The organism is Eikenella longinqua (assembly GCF_001648355.1).
GTDB lineage: Bacteria > Pseudomonadota > Gammaproteobacteria > Burkholderiales > Neisseriaceae > Eikenella > Eikenella longinqua.
The window spans coordinates 40,674-64,639 of sequence record NZ_LXSL01000016.1; the positions used below are offsets into that span (position 1 = coordinate 40,674).

28 protein-coding genes are annotated in these 23,966 nt (G+C 58.6%); 16 read left to right on the plus strand and 12 right to left on the minus strand.

The genetic code is table 11. The features are described 5' to 3' along the window. The first annotated feature begins 87 nt into the window (after window positions 1-87). Together A7P95_RS04305 and A7P95_RS04310 are read left to right on the plus strand one after the other, a co-directional pair. On the plus strand, window positions 88-393 hold the full coding sequence (locus A7P95_RS04305) for a hypothetical protein (protein WP_067591719.1): 306 nt from the start codon (window positions 88-90) through the stop codon (window positions 391-393). A 176-nt stretch (window positions 394-569) separates the two neighbouring features. Beyond that, complete coding sequence (locus tag A7P95_RS04310; protein ID WP_067591722.1) at window positions 570-1,949, plus strand: phosphomannomutase/phosphoglucomutase; 1,380 nt, start codon at window positions 570-572, stop codon at window positions 1,947-1,949. Between the two features lie 142 nt (window positions 1,950-2,091). On the opposite strand, the gene A7P95_RS04315 is transcribed toward A7P95_RS04310, so the two are convergent. From A7P95_RS04315 to dusB, 6 genes are all read right to left on the minus strand, one after another. Beyond that, a complete protein-coding gene (locus A7P95_RS04315; RefSeq protein WP_067591725.1) occupies window positions 2,092-2,370 on the minus strand; it encodes a type II toxin-antitoxin system RelE/ParE family toxin in 279 nt (92 codons plus the stop codon). After that, on the minus strand, window positions 2,367-2,627 hold the full coding sequence (locus tag A7P95_RS04320) for a hypothetical protein (RefSeq protein ID WP_067591729.1): 261 nt from the start codon (window positions 2,625-2,627) through the stop codon (window positions 2,367-2,369). Before A7P95_RS04320 ends, A7P95_RS04315 begins: the two co-directional genes overlap by 4 nt. Window positions 2,628-2,725: 98 nt before the next feature. Next, on the minus strand, window positions 2,726-3,220 hold the full coding sequence (locus A7P95_RS04325) for a ProQ/FINO family protein (protein ID WP_067591903.1): 495 nt from the start codon (window positions 3,218-3,220) through the stop codon (window positions 2,726-2,728). Between the two features lie 135 nt (window positions 3,221-3,355). Next, window positions 3,356-3,844, minus strand: a complete 489-nt coding sequence (purE, locus tag A7P95_RS04330) for a 5-(carboxyamino)imidazole ribonucleotide mutase (protein WP_067591732.1) — start codon at window positions 3,842-3,844, stop codon at window positions 3,356-3,358. Between the two features lie 101 nt (window positions 3,845-3,945). Beyond that, on the minus strand, window positions 3,946-4,185 hold the full coding sequence (locus A7P95_RS04335) for a helix-turn-helix domain-containing protein (protein WP_067591735.1): 240 nt from the start codon (window positions 4,183-4,185) through the stop codon (window positions 3,946-3,948). A gap of 102 nt (window positions 4,186-4,287) precedes the next feature. Then, the gene (dusB, locus tag A7P95_RS04340) at window positions 4,288-5,301 is read right to left on the minus strand and encodes a tRNA dihydrouridine synthase DusB (protein WP_082890733.1); all 1,014 of its coding nucleotides are present in this window, start codon (window positions 5,299-5,301) and stop codon (window positions 4,288-4,290) included. Between the two features lie 319 nt (window positions 5,302-5,620). Here dusB and A7P95_RS04345 point away from each other — a divergent pair, with 319 nt between their 5' ends. The 10 genes from A7P95_RS04345 to A7P95_RS04390 all read left to right on the plus strand — a co-directional run bounded on the left by A7P95_RS04345 (window position 5,621) and on the right by A7P95_RS04390 (window position 13,910). After that, the gene (locus A7P95_RS04345) at window positions 5,621-6,238 is read left to right on the plus strand and encodes a tyrosine-protein phosphatase (RefSeq protein WP_082890726.1); all 618 of its coding nucleotides are present in this window, start codon (window positions 5,621-5,623) and stop codon (window positions 6,236-6,238) included. A 292-nt stretch (window positions 6,239-6,530) separates the two neighbouring features. Continuing rightward, on the plus strand, window positions 6,531-6,782 hold the full coding sequence (locus A7P95_RS11075) for a hypothetical protein (protein ID WP_082890727.1): 252 nt from the start codon (window positions 6,531-6,533) through the stop codon (window positions 6,780-6,782). A gap of 268 nt (window positions 6,783-7,050) precedes the next feature. Then, window positions 7,051-7,278 carry a hypothetical protein gene (locus A7P95_RS12130; RefSeq protein WP_245636559.1) on the plus strand — a complete coding sequence of 76 codons (228 nt, stop codon included), beginning with the start codon at window positions 7,051-7,053 and terminating at the stop codon, window positions 7,276-7,278. Between the two features lie 415 nt (window positions 7,279-7,693). Then, window positions 7,694-9,538: a lytic transglycosylase domain-containing protein gene (locus A7P95_RS04360; RefSeq protein ID WP_067591741.1), complete on the plus strand. Its 1,845-nt coding sequence runs from the start codon at window positions 7,694-7,696 to the stop codon at window positions 9,536-9,538. A 252-nt stretch (window positions 9,539-9,790) separates the two neighbouring features. Then, window positions 9,791-10,135 (plus strand): DUF5713 family protein, encoded by a 345-nt coding sequence (locus A7P95_RS04365; protein ID WP_067591743.1) that lies wholly within the window; start codon window positions 9,791-9,793, stop codon window positions 10,133-10,135. A 100-nt stretch (window positions 10,136-10,235) separates the two neighbouring features. After that, the gene (locus A7P95_RS04370) at window positions 10,236-11,135 is read left to right on the plus strand and encodes a pirin family protein (RefSeq protein ID WP_067591746.1); all 900 of its coding nucleotides are present in this window, start codon (window positions 10,236-10,238) and stop codon (window positions 11,133-11,135) included. Between the two features lie 186 nt (window positions 11,136-11,321). After that, complete coding sequence (smpB, locus tag A7P95_RS04375) at window positions 11,322-11,768, plus strand: SsrA-binding protein SmpB (protein ID WP_067591749.1); 447 nt, start codon at window positions 11,322-11,324, stop codon at window positions 11,766-11,768. A 126-nt stretch (window positions 11,769-11,894) separates the two neighbouring features. After that, window positions 11,895-12,263 (plus strand): hypothetical protein, encoded by a 369-nt coding sequence (locus A7P95_RS04380; RefSeq protein WP_067591752.1) that lies wholly within the window; start codon window positions 11,895-11,897, stop codon window positions 12,261-12,263. Between the two features lie 58 nt (window positions 12,264-12,321). After that, window positions 12,322-13,098 carry a type I methionyl aminopeptidase gene (map, locus tag A7P95_RS04385; RefSeq protein WP_067591754.1) on the plus strand — a complete coding sequence of 259 codons (777 nt, stop codon included), beginning with the start codon at window positions 12,322-12,324 and terminating at the stop codon, window positions 13,096-13,098. A gap of 125 nt (window positions 13,099-13,223) precedes the next feature. Continuing rightward, the gene (locus A7P95_RS04390) at window positions 13,224-13,910 is read left to right on the plus strand and encodes a hypothetical protein (protein ID WP_067591758.1); all 687 of its coding nucleotides are present in this window, start codon (window positions 13,224-13,226) and stop codon (window positions 13,908-13,910) included. Window positions 13,911-14,029: 119 nt separating this feature from the next. On the opposite strand, the gene A7P95_RS11545 is transcribed toward A7P95_RS04390, so the two are convergent. The 6 genes from A7P95_RS11545 to clpX form a co-directional block, all read right to left on the minus strand. Continuing rightward, window positions 14,030-14,647, minus strand: a complete 618-nt coding sequence (locus A7P95_RS11545; protein WP_156503495.1) for a hypothetical protein — start codon at window positions 14,645-14,647, stop codon at window positions 14,030-14,032. A 266-nt stretch (window positions 14,648-14,913) separates the two neighbouring features. Beyond that, window positions 14,914-15,984, minus strand: a complete 1,071-nt coding sequence (locus tag A7P95_RS04395; RefSeq protein ID WP_218916356.1) for a zinc-dependent alcohol dehydrogenase family protein — start codon at window positions 15,982-15,984, stop codon at window positions 14,914-14,916. Between the two features lie 234 nt (window positions 15,985-16,218). Further along, window positions 16,219-17,073, minus strand: coding sequence for a translation elongation factor Ts (gene tsf, locus A7P95_RS04400; protein WP_067591764.1), 855 nt, complete (start codon window positions 17,071-17,073; stop codon window positions 16,219-16,221). Between the two features lie 111 nt (window positions 17,074-17,184). Then, window positions 17,185-17,931 carry a 30S ribosomal protein S2 gene (gene rpsB, locus A7P95_RS04405; protein WP_067591767.1) on the minus strand — a complete coding sequence of 249 codons (747 nt, stop codon included), beginning with the start codon at window positions 17,929-17,931 and terminating at the stop codon, window positions 17,185-17,187. A gap of 142 nt (window positions 17,932-18,073) precedes the next feature. Further along, window positions 18,074-18,280, minus strand: a complete 207-nt coding sequence (locus A7P95_RS04410) for a hypothetical protein (protein ID WP_067591770.1) — start codon at window positions 18,278-18,280, stop codon at window positions 18,074-18,076. A 149-nt stretch (window positions 18,281-18,429) separates the two neighbouring features. Further along, window positions 18,430-19,689: an ATP-dependent Clp protease ATP-binding subunit ClpX gene (clpX, locus tag A7P95_RS04415; RefSeq protein ID WP_067591773.1), complete on the minus strand. Its 1,260-nt coding sequence runs from the start codon at window positions 19,687-19,689 to the stop codon at window positions 18,430-18,432. A gap of 395 nt (window positions 19,690-20,084) precedes the next feature. On the opposite strand from clpX, the gene A7P95_RS04420 reads away from it, so the two are divergent. The 4 genes from A7P95_RS04420 to A7P95_RS04435 all read left to right on the plus strand — a co-directional run bounded on the left by A7P95_RS04420 (window position 20,085) and on the right by A7P95_RS04435 (window position 23,885). Then, a complete protein-coding gene (locus A7P95_RS04420; RefSeq protein ID WP_067591776.1) occupies window positions 20,085-21,437 on the plus strand; it encodes an amidase family protein in 1,353 nt (450 codons plus the stop codon). A 155-nt stretch (window positions 21,438-21,592) separates the two neighbouring features. After that, on the plus strand, window positions 21,593-22,477 hold the full coding sequence (locus A7P95_RS04425) for a polysaccharide deacetylase family protein (RefSeq protein WP_067591779.1): 885 nt from the start codon (window positions 21,593-21,595) through the stop codon (window positions 22,475-22,477). A 135-nt stretch (window positions 22,478-22,612) separates the two neighbouring features. Beyond that, on the plus strand, window positions 22,613-22,897 hold the full coding sequence (locus tag A7P95_RS04430) for a hypothetical protein (RefSeq protein WP_067591782.1): 285 nt from the start codon (window positions 22,613-22,615) through the stop codon (window positions 22,895-22,897). Window positions 22,898-22,934: 37 nt separating this feature from the next. Beyond that, window positions 22,935-23,885 (plus strand): CobW family GTP-binding protein, encoded by a 951-nt coding sequence (locus tag A7P95_RS04435; RefSeq protein ID WP_067591785.1) that lies wholly within the window; start codon window positions 22,935-22,937, stop codon window positions 23,883-23,885. The last annotated feature ends 81 nt before the right edge of the window (window positions 23,886-23,966 follow it).

The following is a 23,966-nucleotide window of genomic DNA, read 5'->3' on the forward strand; positions in this document are numbered from 1 at the left end:
GCTTTCGTTGCATTGAAGCTGAATCCTTCAGGCAGCCTTACTGCTCCATCTAAAGGCTACCTGAAAATATATTCACAGAAAAATAATATGGAATTTGCCCGATATTTTGCCCTATTAATTATGCTGTTGAGTGGCATGGCAGCTATTGCCGATTCTGCCAGCAGTCAAATCCAATATCCGGTAGTGCACCGCGGCCGACTTATCCAAGCAGATTGCTCGTCTGTAGTCTGCACCAGTATCCATGAGGATTTTAGTGATATTGTATTCCTGGAGTACCGGCTGTATAGCAGGCTGTCTGCCGACAATAATGATTTCCCTCCGGCAAACCACCGCCCGATTATTATGCGATTTAAAGATAACTTGGAGTCGCAAGGATTAAGAGTTGAGGGCTAATCAATATTTTTACATTAAATCCAATATAGCCCCTTATTTTCGTATAGTGGGCTACCTGAAAATCCCCGCCCAGATTTTAGCTGCGCAGAAATTCCACCTTGCTTCGCCAGACATCGCTCCGCTTCGTTGAAGCTGCACTTTCAGGTATCCTCCATACCCCAAACAAAGGAACCACCATGCCCCTTTCCCCCAGCATTTTCAAAGCCTACGACATCCGTGGCATCGTCGGCCAAACCCTCACCGAAGAAGCCGCCGAACAAATCGGCCGCGCCATCGCCGCGCGCGCTGCCAAGCAAGGCCTGCGGCAAATCGCCGTGGGCCGCGACGGCCGGCTCAGCGGCCCCACCCTCGCCGCCGCCCTCATCCGCGGGCTCACCGCGGGCGGAGTCGATGTGGCCGACGTGGGCATGGTGGCCACGCCCATGCTCTATTTTGCCGCCGTGCAGCATTGCCACGGCAGCGGCGTGATGATCACCGGCAGCCACAACCCGCCCGACTACAACGGCTTCAAAATGATGCTCGGCGGCAACACCCTGGCCGGCGAAAACATCCAAGAACTGCGCCGCAGCATCGAAGCGCAGGATTTTGTTTCAGGTAGCCAGCCGGGCAGCGTGCGCAGTTTGGATGTGGCAGACGAATACATTGCCCACATCGCCGGCCATATCCGCCTGCAACGCCCGCTGAAAATCGCCGTGGATGCCGGCAACGGCGTGGCCGGCGCCTTTGCCGGGCGGCTGTATCGCGCGCTCGGCTGCGAAGTGGAAGAACTCTTCTGCGAAGTGGACGGCCGCTTCCCCAACCACCACCCCGACCCCGCCAAACCCGCCAACCTGCAAGACCTCATCCGTGCCGTGCAGGACGGCACAGCCGAAGTCGGACTCGCCTTCGACGGCGACGGCGACCGCCTCGGCGTGGTAACGCGCAGCGGCAGCATCATCTACCCCGACCGCCAGCTCATGCTCTTCGCACAAGACGTGCTCGGGCGCAACCCCGGCGCCAAAGTGATTTACGACGTGAAATCCACCCGCCTGCTCGCCCCGTGGATTCGGCAGCACGGCGGCGAGCCGGTGATGAGCAAAACCGGCCACAGCTTCATCAAAGCCGCCATCAAGCAGCACGGCGCACTCTTGGCCGGCGAAATGAGCGGCCACGTGTTCTTCAAAGAACGCTGGTTCGGCTTCGACGACGGCCTCTACGCCGGCGCACGCCTGCTGGAAATCCTGTCTGCCAGCCCCAACCCCAGCGCCGTGCTGGAAGCCCTGCCCGAAGGCGTGTCCACCCCCGAGCTGAACATCGCCCTGCCCGCAGGCAGCGACGGCCACGCGCTAATCGCCAAGCTGGCCGATGCCGCCCAATTCGACGGCCTGCAAGAGCTCATCACCATCGACGGCCTGCGCGCCGAATTTGCCGACGGCTTCGGCCTTTTGCGCGCCTCCAACACCACGCCCGTGCTGGTGCTGCGCTTTGAAGCCGACAACCCCGCCGCGCTGGCACAAATCCAGGCGCAGTTCCAAACCTTGGTGGAGCAGCACGGCGGGCTGGAGTGGCCGCTATAAACGATTGGCGCAAAACAAAAGCAAACCGCACCGTAGGCATACGGTGCGGTTTTTGATTGGATTGGTCGGATAAAGGCTACCTGAAAACGATGTCTTGCAAAGCAAGGCAGAGTTTCTGCGCAGCTAAAATTTTCAGGTAGCCTCACGGCCATTTCCGCCATTGAGGCAAAATAACCAAAACAAACAATGTTTGCTGATCCGCTTCATGGCGGTACACCAAGCGGTAGCGGGCGGGATACAGCTCACGCGTGCCTTCCACTATGCCGGCTTTGCCCATGGCCGGTTGCAGGGAGGCCAAGGCGAGCAGTTGGCGGATTTCGGCATCGGCTTTGCGGGCAGAAGCGAGGCCGGCATAATCTGCGCGGGCGGCCAGCAGCTGCAAACGCTGCCGCTGCGCCCGTTTGCTCCAAACGGTTTTCACGCTTCGGCTTTCTCAGCTTGCGCAAGCCAGGCATCGACTTGCGCATCGGCTTCACTGCCGCTGAGGATTTGCTCGGCGGCAATATCGGCCATACCGCGCTCCACTTCGGCGCGCACGTAGGCTTCATAGCGCTGGCGTTCAACAAAGTCGCGCATAAATTCGCGTACCAGCTGTGAGGCATTGCGATCGCTGATACGGGCGGCTTCCATAAAGGCTTCTTTTTCCGAATCAGCGATATTCATAATGAATTGTGCCATAATGTACTCCTGAAAATATATATACAGTATATATAAAACATACGGTGCAAACAAGGCTACCTGAAAATTTCAGGTAGCCTTGTTTGCCTACGGACGGCTTATTCGGCAGCCGGCGCGGGGGGTTCCGCCACGCTGGCAGCGGCCGGCGCTTCGGTCACGGCTTCGGCAGTTGCAACCGCCGCCGGGGCTTCGGCTTCGCCGGCCTCGGCAGCTTGTTTTTCAGCCTGCTTGGCGGCTTGGCGGGCGAGCATTTCCTGCACGGCGGGGTGTTGCTTGGCGATTTCCTGCTCCTCGGGGGTGACTTCGCCTTTGAAGCGGTTGTTCAGGTCGAAGCGTTTGCCACCGCGTGCCAGCGATTTGAGGTAGCGCGGGCGGCGGCAGTGGTTGGAGAGGACGCGGGCGATGAGGGCGGGATCGTATTGCGGCAGGGCGGCCACGAGGTCTTTGTCGATGCCGAGCGCGAGGGGTTTGAAGCGTTTGAACACGTCGTATTTGCCGTAGATGTGGTCGGCAATGAGGTCGGTTTGCTTTTTCTTGCTCATGGTTTGCACGGCAGATTTGAGGGCGGCTCCCAAGGCGGTTTCTTGTGTCATGATGGGGTTACTCGTATAGGGGAGTGAATGGCGGGATTGTGGCACAGAAAGGGCGGTTTTGGCGAATAAAATCGGGCAGGCGGCACGCAAATACAACGCTTGCCGGCGCTTTTGGGCAGCCTTTACCCGGCGGGCTTATTCTTCGGGGGGTAGCGCCATGGCGAGCACGTTTTGCCGCTGCTGTTCGCGGAAGACGGCGAGCTTGTCTGCGAGCTCAGGATTGCCGTTGGCAAGCAGGGCTACGGCAAACAGGGCGGCGTTGGCGGCGCCGGCTTCGCCGATGGCGAAGGTGGCCACAGGGATGCCTTTGGGCATTTGCACGATGGAGAGCAGGGAATCTTCGCCGTGCAGGTATTTGCTGGGCACGGGCACGCCGAGCACGGGCAGGGTGGTTTTGGCGGCCACCATGCCGGGCAGGTGGGCGGCGCCGCCGGCTCCGGCGATGATGGCTTGCAGGCCGCGCTCGCGGGCGGTTTCGGCGTATTCAAACATGAGGTCGGGCGTGCGGTGGGCGGAGACGACGCGGGTTTCGTGGGCGATACCGAATTGGGTGAGCACGGCGGCGGCGTGCTGCATCACGGCCCAGTCGCTGTTGCTGCCCATGATGATGCCGATTTGGGTCATTGGGTGTTCCTTGTGATTTGGGGTCAGGGGCTACCTAAAATTTCAACTTCGCTGACGCTGCGCTTTTCAGGTAGCCTGAAATGCTGCAAAGTGTGGTGCGCTTAAATCAAACCGTGTGCGCTGAGCTTTTTGCGCAGGGTGTTGCGGTTGAGGCCGAGCACTTGGGCGGCTTTGGATTGGTTGCCTTCGCAGTGCGCCATCACGCAGCGCAGCAGGGGCAGTTCCACCTGCTGCAACACCATGTGGTACACGTCGTGGGCGGGCTCGCCGTCGAGGTCGGCGAAGTATTGCTGCAAGCTGTTTTCGATACAAGTGATGATATGGCTGTTCTGCCGGAGCATGGTTGCTCTCCTTATTATTGTGATGTGAAACCGGTGTTTGGGCCAAACGGCTTGCTTCGCGGCGGCGCGATGAAGGCGGGTGGGCTGCGGAAGAAAAGCGGTTTAGCCATCGGCGTTCTGCCGCCAGGGGCAGGGCCAGTGTTCGTGTCGGGCGGACTGCGCGGCGAGGAAGGCGGCCAGGGTGTCATATTGTTCGGCGGCGCTGTTTAGCGTGTTCAGGCGGCGGCGTTCGCTTTCGCCATCGGGCAGGTCGGCCAGATACCAGCCAATATGTTTGCGGGCGATGCGCATGCCGGCGGGCTCGCCGTAAAACTCGTGCATGGCGCGGATGTGGCCGAGCAGGGCGGCGGAGGCTACCTGAAAAGGCAGCGGCGGCGGCAGGCTGCCGTGCACCAAATAATGCACCACATCGCGAAACAGCCAGGGCCGGCCTTGGGCGGCGCGGCCGATCATGATGCCGTCGGCGCCGGTGTTAGCCAGCACGCGCGCGGCTTTCTGCGGGCTGTCGATGTCGCCGTTGGCCCACACGGGGATGGAAAGGCGGCTTTTGGCTTCGGCAATCAGGCCGTATTCGGCTTGGCCGCGGTACATTTGGGTGCGGGTGCGGCCGTGGATGGCGATGGCGGCAATACCGGCTTCTTCGGCCAGGCGGGCGATGGTGAGGATGTTTTTGTGTTCGTCGTGCCAGCCCAGGCGGGTTTTGAGCGTAACGGGCACCTCCACGGCGCGCACCACGGCGTTTAAAATTTCGGCCACCAGCGGCTCGTTTTGCAGCAGGGCGCTGCCGGCGAGCACTTGGCACACTTTCTTGGCCGGGCAGCCCATGTTGATGTCGATGAGCTGCGCGCCCTGCGCCACGTTGTAGCGGGCGGCTTCGGCCATCTGCGCGGGATCGCTGCCGGCAATCTGCACGGCAATCACGCCGCTTTCACCGCTGTGGTTGGCGCGGCTGAGGGTTTTGCGCGTGTTTTGCAGCTCGGGGTTGCTGCTGATCATCTCTCCCACCGCCCAGCCGGCGCCGAATTGGCGTGCCAGCATGCGGAAAGGTTTGTCGGTGATGCCGGCCATCGGCGCGAGTGCCACGGCGGGGGAAACGGTGTAGGGGCCGAGTTGCATAACGGTGCCGAATGTAAAGTTGGGATTGTACATTTTTCAGGCAATCTCTCCAAGTGCGGCGCGGCGTGGAGGCTACCTGAAAAATGGTTCCGGCTTGTGGCGCGCCGTGATAATAATTTGAATTGTTTGACGGAAATTAATGCTTGCCGCGCCAGCTTCGCTTGCTTACAATGCGGCGCCTTATGTGTTGCCGCGATGATGGTTGCGTGGCGGCGTTTTTGCTTTTTTTGCTTTGCAGAAGCTGCTATTTTTCAGGTAGCCCCGCCGCGTTTGAGGCTACCTGAAAAATAAATTAACGATAAAACAGGATACACACCAAATGAACAAATCTTGGATAAGCAGCCTGATTGTGCTGTTGGCTTTGGCCGCCTGCGCCCAAGCGCCGGCACAGGCGCAGACTCAGACACAAGCGCCGGCAGCTTCGACCGGACAGGCCGCTTGGGCGGAGCCGGTGCACAAAGAAGCCAACCTCTATCGGGTGGACAGCAAGCTCTACCGCAGCGAGCAGCCGGTGGCCGAAGATGCCGAGAAATTGCAGTCGCTCGGCATCAAAAGCGTGGTGAACCTGCGCTATTTCAACCGCAGCGCCGACCGCAAAGTGCTGGCCGACCAAGGCATCGAGCTCTTCAACCGCCCGCTGCTCACTTGGCGGATCAGCCCGCGCCAAGTGGCGGAAACGCTGTATCTTATCGAGCAGCGACAGGCCGCCGGGCCGGTGTTGGTCCACTGCTACCACGGCGCCGACCGCACCGGCCTGATCGCCGGCATGTACCGCATCATCTATCAGGGCTGGAGCGTGGAGCACGCCAAAAATGAAATGCGCCACGGCCCCTATGGCTTCCACAGCATCTGGCGCAATATCGAAGATTTGTTTACCGAAGAGAAAGTGGGCGAAGTGCGCGCGCATTTGCAGCAGTTGCACGCGCAGGGCAGATAAGGCTTGAGGCTACCTGAAAACTGTATATGCAGGCTTCAACGAAGCGAAAACAAGCCAAGCAGGTTTCTGCGAAGCCAAAAATCATCCGCATCCCTGCCCGCCGCAATCCTTATCCCAGCCATCCGGAGCACCCCATGCCCTTCCCTGTTGATCCCCAATACATCCAAGCCGCCGAACAAGCCCTCGGCATCCAGTTCCCGCCGCGCTTCAAAGCCCGGCTCGCGGCCGAAAACGGCGGCGAAATCCTGCTCGAGCCCGGCAACGAAGACAGAGCAGCTTCCTGCTCCTGCCCGTGTTCGACACTTCCGACAAAAAACGCCTTCGCCGCACCTGCAACCACATTGCCAAAGAAACCGCTGCCGCCCGCCAAAGCTGGCCTGGCTTCCCCGCCCAAGCCGTCGTGATCGGCGACAACCAATGCGGCGAGCTGCTCGTGCTCCTGCCCCAATCCCCGCAGCAGCTCGGCGAAACCCTGTTTGTTTGGTCGAGCGACGGCGGCGGGCTGGAAGAAGCGGCTGACAGCATTGATGATTTGGCAGAATAAACCCGCATTGTCGCGCCAATTTTTCAGGTAGCCTCCGGCATATTGGAGGCTACCTGAAAATTCTAGCTTCAGCGAAATTCACGAATCGCCCCAACTTTGTGGCAGCCAAGTTTCAGCCAGCTTTGGTTTTTCAGCTTGCCGCCCAAACTACGGCTGCTGCCAGCAGAATAAAAGTTGGGTGGCTTTTGGAATCTAATATCGCTTTTTTATCAAACAATTTAATGTAGATTGTATATGGACTTAATTTTTACAAAAGATTTTTTTCGAGATGGTAGCAACTTATTTTGGCGTACGTTTTGAAGAAACCGAAGGTTATGAAGGCTTTGTCTGGTTAGCATATTTTTTAATGGATGATGGGGGAACTCGGATTCAGCACTTGTTAGAAATGTCTGAAATCCTATTGAAGGAAATATTAGAAAAAGTGCCTAATGGTATCGAGGTTGAACAATATCGGGAGCACTTCGGCGTTATCGTTGGCAAAGAAATGACAAAATAGACAGCCTATTAACGGATGAAATCGTAGTGGTTATGCCAACTAAAATCGTGATAGAAAAATTGAAAGAATGTATTTCTTTCATTAAGCAGAATTATGATGTTTAAGCAAAAATAGATTCAGCAAAACAAACAGCACCCGGCATACCTGCCGCACATATCCTGCTCCATACATAAAGGACAAAGGCTACCTGAAAGCGTGAGCTTCAACGCAGTAAAACGGACAAAGTGAGTTTTCTGCGAAGCAAAAACATCGGCTTCAACCGATCGAAAACAAATAAACGAGTTCCCGCCAAGCCAAAACCCCCGCCCCGCGTAAAAAGCAGTAAAACCCGCCGTCTGTTTGCGCCTGCCGCTTCATTGCCCCACTGCTTTCAGGTAGCCTTAGGCCGTTCCAGTTATCCCTCCCCCGATACAGCATGAAAAAACACACCCTCGCCCTCCTCTCCGCCGCCCTGCTCACCGCCTGCACCAGCCAAACCGAAACTCCCGTCGAGCCCCTCAACGCAGAAGGCAGCGCCGTCCAGCTGCCCGGCGGCCGCCGCAGCGATTCCGAAGACAAAGTGCTGGCCGACTACCAGCTCTTCCAATCCGCCCAAGCCGCCCTCAAACAAGGCGACGGCAGCCAAGCCGCCCAATTCCTCGCCCAAGCCCAGCCCAGCGCCATGGCCGACAGCCTGCGCAACCAATGGCTCAAACAGCTCGGCCGCAACGGCCAATGGCAAGAGTTTGCCCAACAATACAACCGCCTGAAGCCCGCCGCCCGCGATAAAGAAACCCGCTGCTACGCCGCGCTGGCCGGCCTGGAAAACCAAAATGCCGCCCAAGAAGCCCTGAGCGAACTCGGCCGCCAGCCCGAAGGCTGCAACCGCCTGCTCGAACAACTCGCCGCCCAAGGCAAGCTCCCCGCCGAAGCCGCCTGGCGGCGCGTGCGCGGCCTATTGGCCAACAACCAAATCACCGATGCCCGCCGCCTTGCCGCCGCCCTCGGCTCGCCCCTGCCCGAACCGCTAAACAGCGCCCTGCCCGACAGCCAAGGCGGCCGCGAAGCCCTGCTGCACAGCGTTATCGGCCAAAATGCCCGCAAACAGGCCGACGCCGCCGACCGCCTGCGCAGCCTCGCCCCCAGCCTCAGCCCGGCGCAAACCGGCTTCGGCTGGGCCATCCTCGGCCACCACTACGCGCTGAACCAGCGCTTCCCCGCAGCGCTCTCCGCCTTCAACCAAGCCGACCGCAGCCAGCTCAGCCACACCCATTGGGAATGGTATGCCCGCAGCGCCCTGCGCCTCGGCCGTTGGCAAGATTTGCAAAACATCATCGCCGCCATGCCCGAAAAACTGCGCGCCGACCCCGCTTGGCAATACTGGCTAGCCCGCAGCCTGGCCGCTGGCGGCGACAACGCCCAAGCCCAGCAGCACTACCGCCAGGCCGCCGCCTCCGGCCGCAATTTCTACGCCCTGCTCGCCACCGAAGCCATCGGCGGCCAAGTGAACACCCGCAATAACGCCGCCGAGCCCGGCAGCAGCCAAACCGCCCAAGTGGCCGCCGACGGCGCCGTGGCCCGCGCGCTCAGCCTGTTCCGCGTCTCCCAGCGCAGCGGCGATTGGGACATGCGCAAGCAAGCTCAAGCCGAATGGCGCTACGCCGTGGAAGGCTACAACGAGCCCGCCCTGCTCGCCGCCTCCAAGCTCGCCCACGACGCCGGCTTCTACGAAATGGGCATCTACGCCGCCGATAAAACCCACAATCAAATCAACTACAACCTGCGCTACATCGCCCCCTTCCGCGACAGCGTAACCCGCTACGCCACCCAAGCCAACGTTGATCCCGCCTGGGCCTACGGCATCATCCGCCAAGAAAGCCGCTTCATGATCGGCGTGCGCTCCCGCGTGGGCGCCACCGGCCTGATGCAGGTGATGCCCGCCACCGCCCGCGAAATCGCCGGCAAAATCGGCATGGATCCCGCCGAGCTGCACAGCATCGAAGGCAACATCCGCATGGGCACCTGGTATCTCGGCGACGCGCGCAACCGGCTGGGCAGCGAAGTGCTCGCCACCGCCGGCTACAACGCCGGCCCCGGCCGCGCCCGCAACTGGCAGGCCGCCAGCCCGCTCGAAGGCGCGGTATACGCCGAAACCATCCCCTTCGACGAAACCCGCGACTACGTGAAGCGCGTGATGGCCAACGCCACCTACTACGCCAGCCTCTTCAACGAGCCGCACACCTCCCTCACCCGCCGCATGGGCACCATCCCCGCCCGCTAATCCGCTGCGCGCACAAAACCGGTTTCAGCCAGCCTCCTCCGGCAAAGAGGCTACCTGAAACCGATTTTTTATTTCTCCATACCGCCATCAAGCGTTCCCAAGTATCCCAATCTGTTTGGCCGACAGATTTCCAGGTAGCCTCAAGCACACAACAGGCTACCTGAAAATCCATACCTTGTTATCCCACTCCTGCGGCAATATATCCCTTCAGGTACAATACCGCAGTAATTTCGCCCACCCACGGAGCCAGCCATGAGCCGCCACAGCCTGCAAAACCCCGAACTCGCCAACTACACCTTCCTGCAAGACCTCTACAACGACAACACCTTCCCCTTCGAATTCACCCAACGCGGCGAAGAGATCCTGGCCAACACCTGCCGCCAAATCGAAGCCAACCCGCCATCCGATGTCGAAAGCCTCTACCTCATCACCCAAGCCGCCACCGAGCGCTTCAACAACCTGCGCGACGAATTCGACATCGAAGGCGGCGACACCCTGCGCGACGCCCTGGCCAACGACCTCGCCTACATCGCCCAATGCTACGGCATCTACGACACCGACACCGAGCGCCTTACCGCCACCCAAGACAACTGGTAACCCCGCCAATGCAAAAGGCTACCTGAAAACCAAGCCTCGATGCCCGAAACCACCCAAACCGTTTTAACCCAAAAGGCTACCTGAAAACCAAAAGAACCCCATGACCCTCCAAAAAGTCACCGCCAAAACCCACGACGTGGGCGGCATCCCCGTCGCCCGCCTGCTGCCGAACCGCACGCACCGCACCGTCGGCGCGTGGTGCTTTCTTGACCACGCCGGCCCCGCGTATTTTGCGGCGGATGCAGACGGCATGCAGGTCGGCGCCCACCCGCACACCAACCTGCAAACCTTTACCTGGATGCTCGAAGGTGAACTACTGCACCGCGACAGCCTCGGCAGCCGCCAACTCATCCGCCCCAAACAGGTCAACCTCATGACCGCCGGCACGGGCGGCAACCACGGCATCAGCCACACCGAGCAAACCCCCGACGGCATCCGCACCCTGCACGCCGTGCAGCTCTGGATTGCCCTGCCCATGCACAAGAATATCGCCCCCAGTTTCCGCCATTATCCCGAGCTGCCCGAATGGTCGGACAACAGCGCGGATTTCATATTAGTAAACGGCAGCTTCGCCGGCCGCACCGCCCCCACCGAGCAGCACAGCCCGCTGCTGGGCTTGGACATCCGTTTCAGGCAGCCTGCAACGCTGGACATCCCCGCGCAGGCAGGCTGGGAATACGGCGTGCTGGTGTTGGCGGGCGAAGCGGAAATCGGCGGGCAGACGTTCGTGCAAGACGAACTGGCCAAATTCGAACACGCCGACACCGCCCAAACCCTGCCTATCCACGCCCAAGCAGGCAGCCGCATCCTGCTGCTGGGCGGCGAACCGCTGCCGCACCCCGTCCGAATGTGGTGGAACTTCGTCGCTGACAGCCAGGAAGCCTTGGTGCAGGCCGTGGCCGACTGGAACGACGGCCATCCGCGCTTCGGCCATATTAACTTGGCCGGCACGCAACTGACACGCCTTCGCGCCCCCGAGTTGAAAAACACCATCCGCTAACGCCTTGCCGAGCCCAAGCAAAAGGCTACCTGAAAAAGCAAAACTGCCACGAAGCAAAAGCAAATGAAGCAAGTTTCCGCATAGCCAAATTTTTCAGGTAGCCTTCTCCCCTCCTTCCCCCGCGAATGTTCAGCCGCGCGGTTTGCTGTTAAAATCCGCCTTCTGAAACCGCGCAGCCAAGACATCATGAGTATCGCCAACAACAAAAAAGCCTTCCACGACTATTTCATCGAAGACCAGCTCGAAGCCGGGCTAGTGCTCGACGGCTGGGAAGTGAAAGCCATCCGCGCCGGCCGCGTGCAGCTCAAAGAAAGCTATATCCACTGGAAAAAAGACGCGTTTTACCTGGTGGGCTGCCACATCACCGCCCTGCCCACCGCCTCCACCCACGTGAAGCCCGACCCCGTGCGGCAGCGCAAACTCCTGCTCAAACAAGCCGAAATCAACAAGCTCATCGGCAAAGTGGAGCGCAGCGGCTACACCCTCGTGCCGCTCAACCTGCACTACCGGCGCGGCTACATCAAAATGGACATCGGCCTGGCCAAAGGCAAAAAGCAGCACGACAAACGCCAAAGCATGAAAGAAGCCGACTGGAAACGCGAAAAACAGCGCCTGATGAAACAAGCCCGCTAATCCCCTTGCCGCCCCGCCCGCCATCGAGGCTACCTGAAACGCCCGCTTCAGCGAAGCCCAAACCCTTTGCCCGCATCCGCATCATGGCAAATTAAATTTTCAGGTAGCCTTCCACAGGAAAACACCATGCAACGCAGTTCCCTCTTCCTCCCCATCCTGCTGATTATCTTCGGCGCCATCTGGTTTCTCAGTAGCACCGACATCCTGCCCACCACCGCCACCCTAGTCGCCCTCGCCCTGGCTGCAGGCGGCGTGGCCCTGCTCCTGCTCGACGGCATCAACACCCAAAGCATCGTGCACGGCCCCATGCTCATGTATCTCGGCGCCGCCATTTACCTGCGCAACCAAATGTTTATCGCATTCGCTCCGCTCGCCGCCCTCGGCATGATGCTGCTCGGCGGCCTCATGCTGCTCGCCCGCAGCGGCATCGTGCCCCACAAATACGGCGCCCACGGCCTGCCCCGCCGAGCGCGCCGTAACAGCGAGCAAGAATAAGCAAAGGCTACCTGAAAAATTTCAGGTAGCCTCTTCCCCAATCAATAGGAAAACACCCATGGCCATCATCATCAAAACCCCCGAAGAAATCGCCAAAATGCGCGAACTCGGCCGCCTCGCCGCCGAAGCTCTGGATTACATCGGCGACTTCGTCAAACCCGGCGTTACCACCAACGAGCTCAACCAGCTCGTGCACGACTACCATGTAAACGTGCAAGGCGGCTACCCCGCCCCCCTGCACTACGGCAACCCGCCCTACCCCAAATCCTGCTGCACCTCGGTAAACCACGTCATCTGCCACGGCATCCCCGACGACAAACCCCTGAAAAACGGCGACATCCTCAATATTGACATCACCATCAAAAAAGACGGCTTCCACGGCGACTCCAGCCGCATGTATGCCGTGGGCAGCATCAGCCCGCAGGCACAGCGCCTCATCGACATCACCCACCAAAGCATGATGGCCGGCATCGCTGCCGTGAAGCCCGGTGCCACCCTCGGCGACATCGGCCACGCCTGCCAGCAAGTAGCCGAAAACGCCGGCTACTCCGTGGTGCAGGAATTCTGCGGCCACGGCATCGGCCGCGGCTTCCACGAAGACCCGCAAATCCTCCACTACGGCCGTCGCGGCCAAGGCCCCAAGCTCGAGCCCGGCATGATTTTCACCATCGAGCCCATGATCAACCAAGGCAAACGCCACCTGCGCATCCTCGACGACGGCTGGACCGTGGTCACCAAAGACCGCAAACTCTCCGCCCAATGGGAGCACGAAGTGCTCGTTACCGAAAGCGGCTGCGACATCCTCACCATCAGCCCGCGCACCGGCAAGCCCTAATCCCGCCGCCCCGCCCGCCAAGGCTACCTGAAAATACACCCCGCCAAAAAACCGGCTGCCAAAGGACAACACATTTTCAGGTAGCCCCTCCCTTGCCGCCGCAACCGCCCACAAACGCCCCAATCATGAAACGCAACTGCCAGATTTTCTACTCCTTCTACACCGACGACAGCCATGTCGACGGCAACCGCCCCATCACCATCGCCACCGACGAGCTGCCCGCCTACTTCCACCGCCTCCAGCTCCACCCCGACTTCCTCGGCATCATCGACCGGCACGACAACACCTTCCAAATCGTCCTCGAAGAATTCAGCGGCTACTACTGGGCCGAAATCCCCGACCCCGTAAAAAGCGGCTACTATGGCCGCTTCTACACCGCCGACGAACTGCTCGCCCTGCTTGAGCGCCTGCCCGACGAATTCGTGCCGCAAAACTTCCCCGGCCTCAGCTTCCAGCCCTGGCAAGAATATTTCGAAGACACCCCCTACGGCAAAGAAGCCCAGCGCCTGTTTGAAAGCAGCGGCGATACCGGCGAGATGGTACGCGTAGCCGAAGACATCTGTGAATCCTGCCGCCTCGGCGCCTGGGACGCCCTGTGCGACGACGGCCTCGCCCTGCTCCAGCGCGAACTCACCGCCAGCCCCGCCGCCTTCACCGACATCAACTACCAGCGCCTGTGCCGCAGCCTCGACTGGCTCGAAGACCTCGTGGCCGAAAACGCCTCCTTCGACGAAGACAGCATGGACGACCTGTGCGACATGCTGCTCGAACGCATCGTGGATCTAGACAACTACCGCCAGCCGCGGCACTAGCCAACCGCTTGCTTGCCCAACAGCCGTTTCAAAATAAGCAAAGGCTACCTGAAAACGCAGCGCAGCGGAGTTTCTGCGAAGCTAAAATATTTCAGGTAGCCTTCAGTTTACGTTGATGTTTATCTACTGGCACAAAACCCCTGATGGATGATTACCTTGAATGTTGCCCCTCTATCAGCCAAGGTAAAATGCTCTTCCACGTTGTAATATCGATTGGAATTGGCAGAGATTCCGTGTTCGCACATACCGTTCGACTCGATTTGCTGATAATGTTCGCGTATAGCATCAATACTTTGAGTGGCAAGCTGTGGATCACTCAGCGTTAGATATCGATGCATGGTACGGGTGGGACGATTAAAACTGATGCGATCTAAAGTCAAATAATCCCCGATTTTACTTGGTAATTCTTTACTGATGGTTTCAACTGCGGCTATAGCGGCATCAATTCTCATCTCTCTTATATCAGAGCTTCTTAACGCATGCCGATACTGTGTTGCACACTGTGTTTTAGGAATAATGCTAGTAATAACTTTCGGCTGACTAACCAAACGATATCGGTACACAATATCCACCTGGTTATTTATTTTGATAATTTCAGGATCGCCACACACAAAATTAGGCGTGCCAGACTGTAATAGCTTCTCTAAGACTGCAGTATCTATTCCAGGCTGTGCCAAAATATCATCAAACGTAGCATCAAAAATAAATTTATCGCCTTCGAGTGATGCCTTGTTCAAAGTAAGAGCACCTCCTTAGCTATATGGCATCAGACGATTCTGTGCTGCAACAATCTGCTGTAATTCCTGCTCTACAGTTTGTGCTTTCGCGGTTAATGGCAAAACAATCGCTGCGACAATAGAAAGGCAAACAGCAAGCATCCTTCTTGAATACATCATCCTTCTCTCCACATTTGTAAGCAAACTAAAGGCTACCTAAAAACTCCAGCCATATAAAGCATGCTGTAATTTTCAGGTAGCCTCTTATTTCTAAAGAGCGAACTGTTTTATACCTCGATAATCACTTTCATCGCTTTGGTGTCGGCCGCATGTTTGAACACGTCGTAGGCTTTTTCCATTTCGCTGAATTTGAAGCGGTGGGTGGCCAGTTTTTCCATCGGCAGTTTGCTCGATTCGCAGGCTTTCAGCAGCATGCCGGTGGTGTTGGCGTTCACCAAGCCGGTGGTTACCGTGATGTTTTTAATCCACAATTTGGCCAGATCAAACTCAACCGGTTTGCCATGCACGCCCACGTTGGCCACGTGGCCGCCTTCTTTTACCACTTTCTGGCAGACGTCCCAAGTGGCGGGATAGCCCACGGCTTCCATGGCGCAATCCACGCCGCGGCCGCCGGTGATTTCCAGAATCTTGGCCACAGCATCTTCTTTGCTCGGATTGATGGTGTGGGTGGCACCCATTTCTTTGGCCATAGCCAGGCGGTTGTCGTCCATATCCACCACGATGATGGTGGCGGGCGAGTAGAACTGGGAAGTGAGTAGGCAGCCCATGCCCACGGGGCCGGCGCCGACGATAGCGATGGCATCGCCCGGTTTCACCTGGCCGTATTGCACGCCGATTTCGTGGCCGGTGGGCAACGCATCGGAAAGGAACACTGCCACGTCGGTATTCAGGGTTTCGGGCAGGTGGTAGAGCGAATTGTCGGCAAACGGGGTGCGCACGTATTCGGCCTGGGTGCCGTCGATCATGTAACCCATGATCCAGCCGCCGTCTTTGCGGCAGTGGGCATAGAGCTGTTTCTGGCAGTTATCGCAGGTGCCACAGCGGCTCACGCAGGATACGATGACTTTGTCGCCTTTTTTGAAGTCTTTCACGACAGAGCCGACTTCTTCCACCACGCCGATTGCTTCGTGCCCGAGGATACGGCCTTCCCATTTGCCGGTTTTCTGGCGGGCAACGGCTTCGATTTCCGGGTTTTTGCCCTTCATGATGCCCAAGTCTGTGCCGCAAATGGTGGTTTTGGTAACACGAATGATAGCATCGGTGGGATCAATGATGGTCGGCACCGGATGGTCTTCGAAACGTACGTCGTTTTCACCGTAATAAGTCATGGCTTTCATAGTCTTACTCATAATTCTCTCCTGATGAGACTGCCGCTAGGCAATCGGTTGCGGGGAAACGTCCGGCGATATACAGAACTGCGGTCATTATAATCCGCTTTTCAGGAATTAGCAAAATAAACGGTTCAAATTCCAATTTAAAATAAATTGTTATGCCATAACAAGATTAAATCTGCGCATAAAAAACCGGCCTCCGTTCTATTCGGAAGGAAGCCGGTTTTGGCAGTGTAACGATTAAACTTTGGCGGCAGCGGCCACTTCGGCGGCATAGTCCACTTCTTTTTTCTCGATGCCGTCGCCCACTTTGTAGCGAACAAAGTTCACGATTTCAGTGCCCTGCTGTTTCAGGAACTGCTCAACGGTCTGATCGGGGTTCATCACGAAGGGCTGTCCCAGCAAGGTAACTTCGGCCAAGAATTTCTTCACGCGGCCTTCCACCATTTTGGCGGCGATTTCGGCCGGCTTGCCGGAAGCGATGGCCTGCTCGGTGTAGATGTGGCGCTCTTTGGCCACCACTTCGGGATCAACCTGATCGGCAGAAATGCACTGCGGCTTGGAAGCCACGATGTGCATGCCAATGTGGCGGGCGGTGGTTTCGTCGCCTTTGTATTCCACCAGCACGCCTTCGGTGGCGGCAGCGCCGTGGATGTAGGTGGTCAGGCTGTTAGCGGCTTCGATGATTTCGAAGCGGCGCACGGAAATATTCTCGCCCAATTTGGCGATAACGGCTTTGCGCTCGTTTTCCACCAGCGCGGCCAGTTCTTCCACTGTAACCGGTTTTTTCAGGGCGGCGGTTTTGGCTACGGATTGGGCAAAGGCGATAAAGCCGGTGTCTTTGGCCACGAAATCGGTTTCGCAGTTCACTTCCACCAAGGCACCCACATTGCCTTCGATGGCATAGGCCAACACGCCTTCGGCAGCAGTGCGGCCGGCCAGTTTGCTGGCTTTGGCGCCGGATTTAATGCGCAGGATTTCTTCGGCTTTTTCCATGTCGCCGTTGGCTTCCACCAAGGCTTTTTTGCATTCCATCATGCCCAAACCGGTGGCGGCGCGCAGGTCGGCGACCATTTTTGCAGTAATTGCAGACATTATTTTCTCCTAATTTTCAGGGATAAACGCGGCGGATGCCGCGCTCTGGACAGATTGAAGGCTACCTGAAGGCTTGGTTTGGTTTTCAGGTAGCCTCATGTGATGCTAAACTTAGGCAGACGGGGCTTCTTCGGCAGCAGCGGCCTGTTGTGCGGCGGCTACGGTTTCGGCCAGCGCCTGGTTTTTGCCTTCCAGCACGGCATCGGCGATGCCGCGGCAGTACAGGCGGATGGCTTTGGCGGAGTCATCGTTGCCCGGGATCACGTATTTCACGCCTTCCGGATCGTTGTTGCTATCCACCACGCCGATAACCGGGATACCCAGTTTGCCGGCTTCGGTCAGGGTGCCTTTCTGATAACCGGTGTCGATTACGAAAATCGCGTCGGGCAGGCCTTTCATATCTTTGATGCCGCCCAGTGAGCGTTCCAGTTTTTCCACTTCACGCTGGATGGTGAGCAGTTCTTTTTTGTTGTAACCGCTGGTTTCGGCATTTTCCAGAATGGCGGTTTTCTCTTCCAGGCGTTTGATGGATTGTTTAACAGTTTTGTAGTTGGTCAGCATGCCGCCCAGCCAGCGGTGATCCACATAGGGCATACCGGCGCGGGTGGCTTCTTCGCGCACGATGTCGCGGGCCTGACGCTTGGTGCCGACGAACAGGATGGTGCCTTTGTTGGCGGCCAAACGGCGTACGGCGTCTTGCGCTTCCTGGAACAGGGGCAGGGTTTTTTCCAGGTTGATGATGTGGATTTTGTTGCGGGCGCCGAAAATGTATTGTTCCATTTTCGGGTTCCAGTAACGGGTTTGGTGGCCGAAGTGAACGCCGGCTTCCAGCATCTGGCGCATAGTAACTTGAGACATTTATTTTCCTTACAAAGGGTTATAGCAAACATCCGGGCACACAGAATCTCCGAATCGGAGACACCCTTTGGTGCAGGATGCGAGCGTTGGGGTTAAAAAGAAACAGCTTTCAAAACGAAAGCTGCGGGATTATAGAGGGAATTTATTGTTTTGGCAAGGTTTGGCCGGCTTGGCGCTCGGCCTGTTTGAGGCGTTTGTTGCGCAAACGGATGTAGGCCACCCAAAACGCGAACAATGTGGGCAAAATCGTCCACACCACCAAGTAAATCAGCATCCGCGCCAGCGAAGGCTGCGCCAGAGAAAACATCAGTGTAACAAAGATATAGCCGATAAATACAATATGCCACATCGCACCGCTCCCATTATAAGGCTACCTGAAAATCCGCTTGCCTCTGGAAAGTTCGTTTTAGCTTCATTGAAGCTTGTATTTTAGCTTCGCAGAAACTCAGCCTTGCTCCGCAAGACACACTATTTTCAGGTAGCCTTTTGCTTCTTTCCTTACTCAGACTCAGGCAGCCGGTATTCCTGCCCGTCTGCCGTGAGCAGCTTGGGCGGGCAGTTTTCGTTGATCACCGCTTCGTCCACCACCACGGTTTTCACCTGCTCTTTGATATCAGGCAGGCGGAACATGGTGTCCAGCAGCGCGCGTTCTACAATCGAACGCAGGCCGCGCGCACCGGTTTTGCGCTGCATGGCGAGCTTGGCGATACTGCGTAGGGCGGAAGGCTGCACCTTCAGCTCCACATCCTCCATCGCAAACAATGTTTGATACTGTTTTACCAGCGCATTTTTCGGCTCGGTGAGGATATTGATGAGCGCTTCCTCATCCAGCTCGGCCAGCGTGGCAATCACCGGCAGGCGGCCGATCAGCTCGGGAATCAGGCCGAATTTGATTAAGTCTTCCGGCTCCACAATTTCAAACAATTCAGTCACATCGGCGTCTTCGTCTTTACTGTGCACAGTAGCGCCGAAGCCGATGCCGCCCTTTTCCGTGCGCTGGCGGATCACCTTCTCCAAGCCGGCAAACGCACCGCCACAGATAAACAGGATATTGGTGGTATCCACTTGAATAAAATCCTGATTCGGGTGTTTGCGCCCGCCCTGCGGCGGCACGGAGGCCACCGTGCCTTCAATCAGCTTCAGCAATGCCTGTTGCACGCCCTCGCCGGACACGTCGCGGGTAATCGAGGGGTTGTCGCTCTTGCGCGAGATTTTGTCGATTTCGTCAATATAGACAATGCCTTTCTGCGCTTTTTCCACGTTGAAATCGCAGTTGCCCAGAAGCTTGGTGATGATCTGCTCCACGTCTTCGCCCACGTAGCCAGCTTCGGTGAGCGTGGTGGCGTCTGCCATCACGAAGGGCACGTCCAGCCGGCGTGCTAGGCTTTGCGCGAGCAGGGTTTTGCCCGAGCCGGTGGGGCCGATAAGCAGGATGTTGGATTTAGCCAGCTCCACGTTGTCGCCCTCTTTCGGGTGGCGCAGGCGTTTGTAGTGGTTGTACACGGCCACGGCCAGGGTTTTCTTGGCCTGCTCTTGGCCGATTACGTGCTGGTTGAGGTTGCTGACGATTTCGGCCGGGGTGGGCAGGCGTTCGCTGCTGTTTTCCGGCGTGGCGGCTTCGCTGCCGCCGTTGTGGATCATGTGGCTGCAAGTATCAACGCATTCGTTGCAAATCAAGGCGTTGTCGCCTTCAATCAGGTTTTTGACTTCGTCTTCCGATTTGCCGCAAAAAGAACAATAGCGGGTTTCTTTGCTCATTGGGGTGCTTCCGAAATGTATGGGCGCCGAGCGGTTCGGCAAAGCTGTGAAGTATATAGGGAAACCGGCGGCATATCAACGCGGGCAATGCCTGCAAAGCATTCGGCGGCAGGCAGAGGCTACCTGAAAATCTACCCGATAAGTTTGAGCCTGCTTGAAACTTAGTTTTAACGAAACTCGCTTTGCCCGTTTTCAGGTAGCCTGCGGTGTGTATGGGCTACCTGAAAACACAGCACGGCGGCGTTTCTGCGCAGCTGGAAATTATCTGCCTTTATCTGACCATCATCAAATAAAACGCCGCAGAAAAATGCAAATTCCCTTGCGCAATCCGCGATGTATGCTACTATCCGAAACAAGACATTGCCCTTCCCTCCCACCGCCGCAGGAGATTCGCGATGCCCTCCCCCTTCCCCACCATCCACCGCCTGAACGCTGCATTCGAACAAGGCAGCGCCGACCCCGTACGTATCACGGAACAGGCTCTTCAGGCCGCTTCCTCCCGCCGCGACATCTTCACCGTGCTCACCGAAGCCCGCGCCGGCGCACGCAAGGCCGCCGAAAGGCTGCGCAGCGGCAAACGGCTCGGCCTGCTCGACGGCATCCCCGTATCGTGGAAAGACCTGTTCGACCAAGCCGGCGAAACCACCCGCGCCGCCAGCCGTACCACCGCCCACCAAGCGCCGGCCAGCAATAACGCCGCCGCCGTGGATTTGCTGGAACAGCAAGGCGCCGTGTCCGTCGGCCGCACCAACCTCACCGAATTCGCCTTTTCCGGCTTGGGGCTGAACCCGAATTTCGGCACGCCGGCCAATGTCTGGTCGCCCGCACACACGCTGCTGACACCCGGCGGTTCTTCTTCCGGCGCGGCCGTATCCGTGGCCGAGGGCATCGTGGCTTATGCCATCGGCACCGATTCCTCCGGCTCGGTGCGCATTCCCGCCGCCCTCAACGGCCTGACCGGCTTCAAACCCACCGCCGCGCGCGTTTCCCGCATCGGCGTGTGGCCGCTCTCGCCCACGCTCGACAGCATCGGCCCGCTGGCACACACCGTGGCCGACGTCTGCGCCGTGATGCAGGGCTTTGGCATGGCGCCGGCCAAATTTTCAGGTAGCCTGCAAATCGTCGTGCCAACTGACTGCTACGGAGAAGATGCCGAGCCCTCCATCCAGCAAGCCTTCGAGCGCACCTTGGGCTACCTGAAAACCGCCGGCTGCGAAATCATCCGCCGCCAGCTGGCCGCCTTGGCGCAACTGCCCGAATTGTTTGCCGAATACGGCACCTTGGTCGGCATCGAAGCCTACCGCCTGCACCACGCCGCCCTCGCGCAAGCCGAGCTGATGGATCCGCGCGTGGCCTCGCGCCTGCAATCCAACCAAAGCTATCCCGCCGCCAACCTCGCCCACCTGCTCAACCGGCGCAGCCAATTGCAACAACTCCTGCGCCAAGAGCTGCAAGGCGCACTGCTGGCCATGCCCACCACCGCCATCCACGCCCCGCCGCTGGGCAAACTGGCCGCAGACGACCGCTATTTCGCCGAATGCAACGCCAAAATCCTGCGCAACACCATGGCCGGCAGCTTCCTCGACCTCCCCTCCCTCACCCTCCCCACCGGTCTAGACGGCAACGGCCTGCCCGCCGCCCTGATGCTCTCCGCCCCCAGCGGCAGCGACGAAAACGTGCTGGCCGCCGGATTGGCCGTGGCGCAAGCCTTAACCGGCGATACCGTGCTCAACGAACAACGAGCCTGATTTCCGCCGATCAGGCTACCTGAAAATATATCGGCGCCATAAAAACAACCTCTCAGCCAAACCACCCGCCTGCTTTCCAACGGGCATTCCCCCCTCAAATCTGCGTACCCGCACCCGCCCGTGTGCAGCGGACGCAGGCAAAAAGGAGTATCACCATGGCAAAGAAAATCCTTGTTGCTTACGGCATCGACGTGGACGCAGTGGCCGGCTGGCTCGGCTCATACGGCGGCGAAGACAGCCCCGACGACATTTCGCGCGGCCTGTTTGCCGGCGAAGTGGGCACGCCCAGACTGCTGGATTTGTTCGACAAATACCGGCTGAAAACCACCTGGTTCATCCCCGGCCACTCGGTGGAAACCTTCCCCGACGAAATGAAGGAAGTGGCACGGCGCGGCCATGAAATTGGCATGCACGGCTACAGCCACGAAAACCCCATCGCCATGACCCGCGAGCAGGAAACCGCCGTGCTCGACCGCTCGCTGGAGCTCATCACCGATCTGGCCGGCAAACGGCCCACCGGCTACGTTGCCCCATGGTGGGAATTCAGCCCCGTAACCAACGAGCTGCTGCTCGAACGCGGCATCAAATACGACCACTCGCTGATGCACAACGATTTCCACCCCTACTACGTGCGCGTGGGCGACAGCTGGACCAAAATCGACTACTCCAAACACCCCAGCCACTGGATGAAACCCTTGGTGCGCGGCCAAGAAACGCCGCTGGTGGAAATCCCCGCCAGCTGGTATCTCGACGACCTGCCGCCGATGATGTTCATCAAAAAATCGCCCAACAGCCACGGCTTCGTAAACCCGCGCGACATCGAGCAAATGTGGCGCGACCAGTTCGACTGGGTATACCGTGAATACGACTACGCCGTGTTTGCCATGACCATCCACCCCGACGTGTCCGGCCGCCCGCAAGTGCTGATGATGCACGAGCGGCTGATCGAACACATCAACAGCCACGAAGGCGTGGAATGGTGCACCTTCGACCAAATCGCCGACGACTTCATCGCCCGCAACCCGCGCCAGTGGAAATAACCACTCAGGCTAACGTCTTTGTAAAACCATAGGCATACCAAGGCCACAGGCTACCTGAAAACATAAAAGCCCAAGCATCTGTTCCCGTTTTCAGGTAGCCTTTCACCCTAATCTTCCACTAATTAAGGAAAAACCATGTGCGGACTCTGCGGCCTATTCGGCGAACAAAACCACTGGAGCACCCGGCTCGAACACAGCAGCCAAAGCAGTGACGCCGTATTGCGCCGCCGCCTGCGCGCCCAGCGCACCGCCTGCCTCAACCGCATGCTCGCCCCCCAACGCCTCACCGTATCCGACTGGCAGGGCAGCAGCTACCAAATCAGCTCCGCCACCGGCAAAACCGAGCTGGCCGACAACCTCAGCCAAATCTGGCTCGCCGTGGAAAAAATCACCGGCCGCCCCTTCGATCCCCTGGCCTAAACCGTCCGCCGCCAAAGGCTACCTGAAAATTCCCGCCATGATCCCCGTTACCATCCTCACCGGCTTCCTCGGTGCCGGCAAAACCACCGTACTGCAAAAAATCCTCGCCGGCGAGCACTACGGCGATTCCGCCGTGCTCATCAACGAATTCGGCGAAGTCGGCATCGACCAGCAGCTGGTGCGCCCCATATCGCCCAACGTCGTCCTGCTCGACTCCGGCTGCCTGTGCTGCCAGATACGCGGCGAACTCAAAGACGCCCTCGCCGACCTGCTCCACCGCCGCGCCACCGGCAGCGTGCCACCGTTTCGGCAAATCATCATCGAAACCACCGGCCTGGCCGAGCCCACCCCCATCATCGCCACCCTCCAGGCCGATCCGCAGCTTTCCCACCAGCTTGCCGCCGAACGTACCGTAACCGTGGTTGACGCCGTAAACGGCGAACACATGGCCGAGAGCGGCCAGCGCGTTTGGCTGCACCAGGCCGCCGCCGCCGACCTCATCCTCATCAGCAAGGCCGACCTCGCCCCGCAGGCCGCCGCCGCATTGGCCGAACGCCTACACCGCATGTTGCCCGGCACCCCCGTTCTGCCGCTCGGTTTAAGCAGCCCGCTGCCCGATTTCAACGCCCTGCCCGCCACCCGACACGCCGCCCCCCCCTACCGCACCACCCACCAACACGGCAGCGTGCAATCCCTAGCGCTGGAAATCGAAGACACCATCGATTGGATCGCCTTCGGCGTATGGCTATCCGCCCTGCTGCACGCCCACGGCAACGCCCTGCTGCGGGTGAAAGGCATCCTGCACATCGGCGAGAGCTATCCCGTGCTAATCAACGCCGTGCAGCACATGGTGTATCCGCCGCAACACCTAAACCAGCTACACGAAGCCCCGCCGCACTCCCAACTGGTGCTGATTGCCGACGGGCTGGATCCCGCCGCCATCGAGCGCTCGTTCCGCCGCTGGGTGCTGCACAGCGATACGGCCTAGCCTCCGTTGCCTTGCCGGCCAAAATACCAGCCCCGCCTTGCCGCACACCTCATCAGGCTACCTGAAAACCTCCGAAAAATT

Bases quoted from the DNA above. Each gene is read 5' to 3' on its own strand.
- A7P95_RS04305 (WP_067591719.1), top strand. From the start codon at position 88: ATGGAATTTGCCCGATATTTTGCCCTATTAATTATGCTGTTGAGTGGC.
- A7P95_RS04310 (WP_067591722.1), top strand. From the start codon at position 570: ATGCCCCTTTCCCCCAGCATTTTCAAAGCCTACGACATCCGTGGCATC.
- A7P95_RS04320 (WP_067591729.1), bottom strand. From the start codon at position 2,627: ATGGCACAATTCATTATGAATATCGCTGATTCGGAAAAAGAAGCCTTT.
- A7P95_RS04325 (WP_067591903.1), bottom strand. From the start codon at position 3,220: ATGACACAAGAAACCGCCTTGGGAGCCGCCCTCAAATCTGCCGTGCAA.
- purE (WP_067591732.1), bottom strand. From the start codon at position 3,844: ATGACCCAAATCGGCATCATCATGGGCAGCAACAGCGACTGGGCCGTG.
- A7P95_RS04335 (WP_067591735.1), bottom strand. From the start codon at position 4,185: ATGCTCCGGCAGAACAGCCATATCATCACTTGTATCGAAAACAGCTTG.
- dusB (WP_082890733.1), bottom strand. From the start codon at position 5,301: ATGCAACTCGGCCCCTACACCGTTTCCCCCGCCGTGGCACTCGCGCCG.
- A7P95_RS04345 (WP_082890726.1), top strand. From the start codon at position 5,621: ATGAACAAATCTTGGATAAGCAGCCTGATTGTGCTGTTGGCTTTGGCC.
- A7P95_RS12130 (WP_245636559.1), top strand. From the start codon at position 7,051: ATGGTAGCAACTTATTTTGGCGTACGTTTTGAAGAAACCGAAGGTTAT.
- A7P95_RS04360 (WP_067591741.1), top strand. From the start codon at position 7,694: ATGAAAAAACACACCCTCGCCCTCCTCTCCGCCGCCCTGCTCACCGCC.
- A7P95_RS04365 (WP_067591743.1), top strand. From the start codon at position 9,791: ATGAGCCGCCACAGCCTGCAAAACCCCGAACTCGCCAACTACACCTTC.
- A7P95_RS04370 (WP_067591746.1), top strand. From the start codon at position 10,236: ATGACCCTCCAAAAAGTCACCGCCAAAACCCACGACGTGGGCGGCATC.
- smpB (WP_067591749.1), top strand. From the start codon at position 11,322: ATGAGTATCGCCAACAACAAAAAAGCCTTCCACGACTATTTCATCGAA.
- A7P95_RS04380 (WP_067591752.1), top strand. From the start codon at position 11,895: ATGCAACGCAGTTCCCTCTTCCTCCCCATCCTGCTGATTATCTTCGGC.
- map (WP_067591754.1), top strand. From the start codon at position 12,322: ATGGCCATCATCATCAAAACCCCCGAAGAAATCGCCAAAATGCGCGAA.
- A7P95_RS04390 (WP_067591758.1), top strand. From the start codon at position 13,224: ATGAAACGCAACTGCCAGATTTTCTACTCCTTCTACACCGACGACAGC.
- A7P95_RS04395 (WP_218916356.1), bottom strand. From the start codon at position 15,984: ATGAAAGCCATGACTTATTACGGTGAAAACGACGTACGTTTCGAAGAC.
- tsf (WP_067591764.1), bottom strand. From the start codon at position 17,073: ATGTCTGCAATTACTGCAAAAATGGTCGCCGACCTGCGCGCCGCCACC.
- rpsB (WP_067591767.1), bottom strand. From the start codon at position 17,931: ATGTCTCAAGTTACTATGCGCCAGATGCTGGAAGCCGGCGTTCACTTC.
- A7P95_RS04410 (WP_067591770.1), bottom strand. From the start codon at position 18,280: ATGTGGCATATTGTATTTATCGGCTATATCTTTGTTACACTGATGTTT.
- clpX (WP_067591773.1), bottom strand. From the start codon at position 19,689: ATGAGCAAAGAAACCCGCTATTGTTCTTTTTGCGGCAAATCGGAAGAC.
- A7P95_RS04420 (WP_067591776.1), top strand. From the start codon at position 20,085: ATGCCCTCCCCCTTCCCCACCATCCACCGCCTGAACGCTGCATTCGAA.
- A7P95_RS04425 (WP_067591779.1), top strand. From the start codon at position 21,593: ATGGCAAAGAAAATCCTTGTTGCTTACGGCATCGACGTGGACGCAGTG.
- A7P95_RS04430 (WP_067591782.1), top strand. From the start codon at position 22,613: ATGTGCGGACTCTGCGGCCTATTCGGCGAACAAAACCACTGGAGCACC.
- A7P95_RS04435 (WP_067591785.1), top strand. From the start codon at position 22,935: ATGATCCCCGTTACCATCCTCACCGGCTTCCTCGGTGCCGGCAAAACC.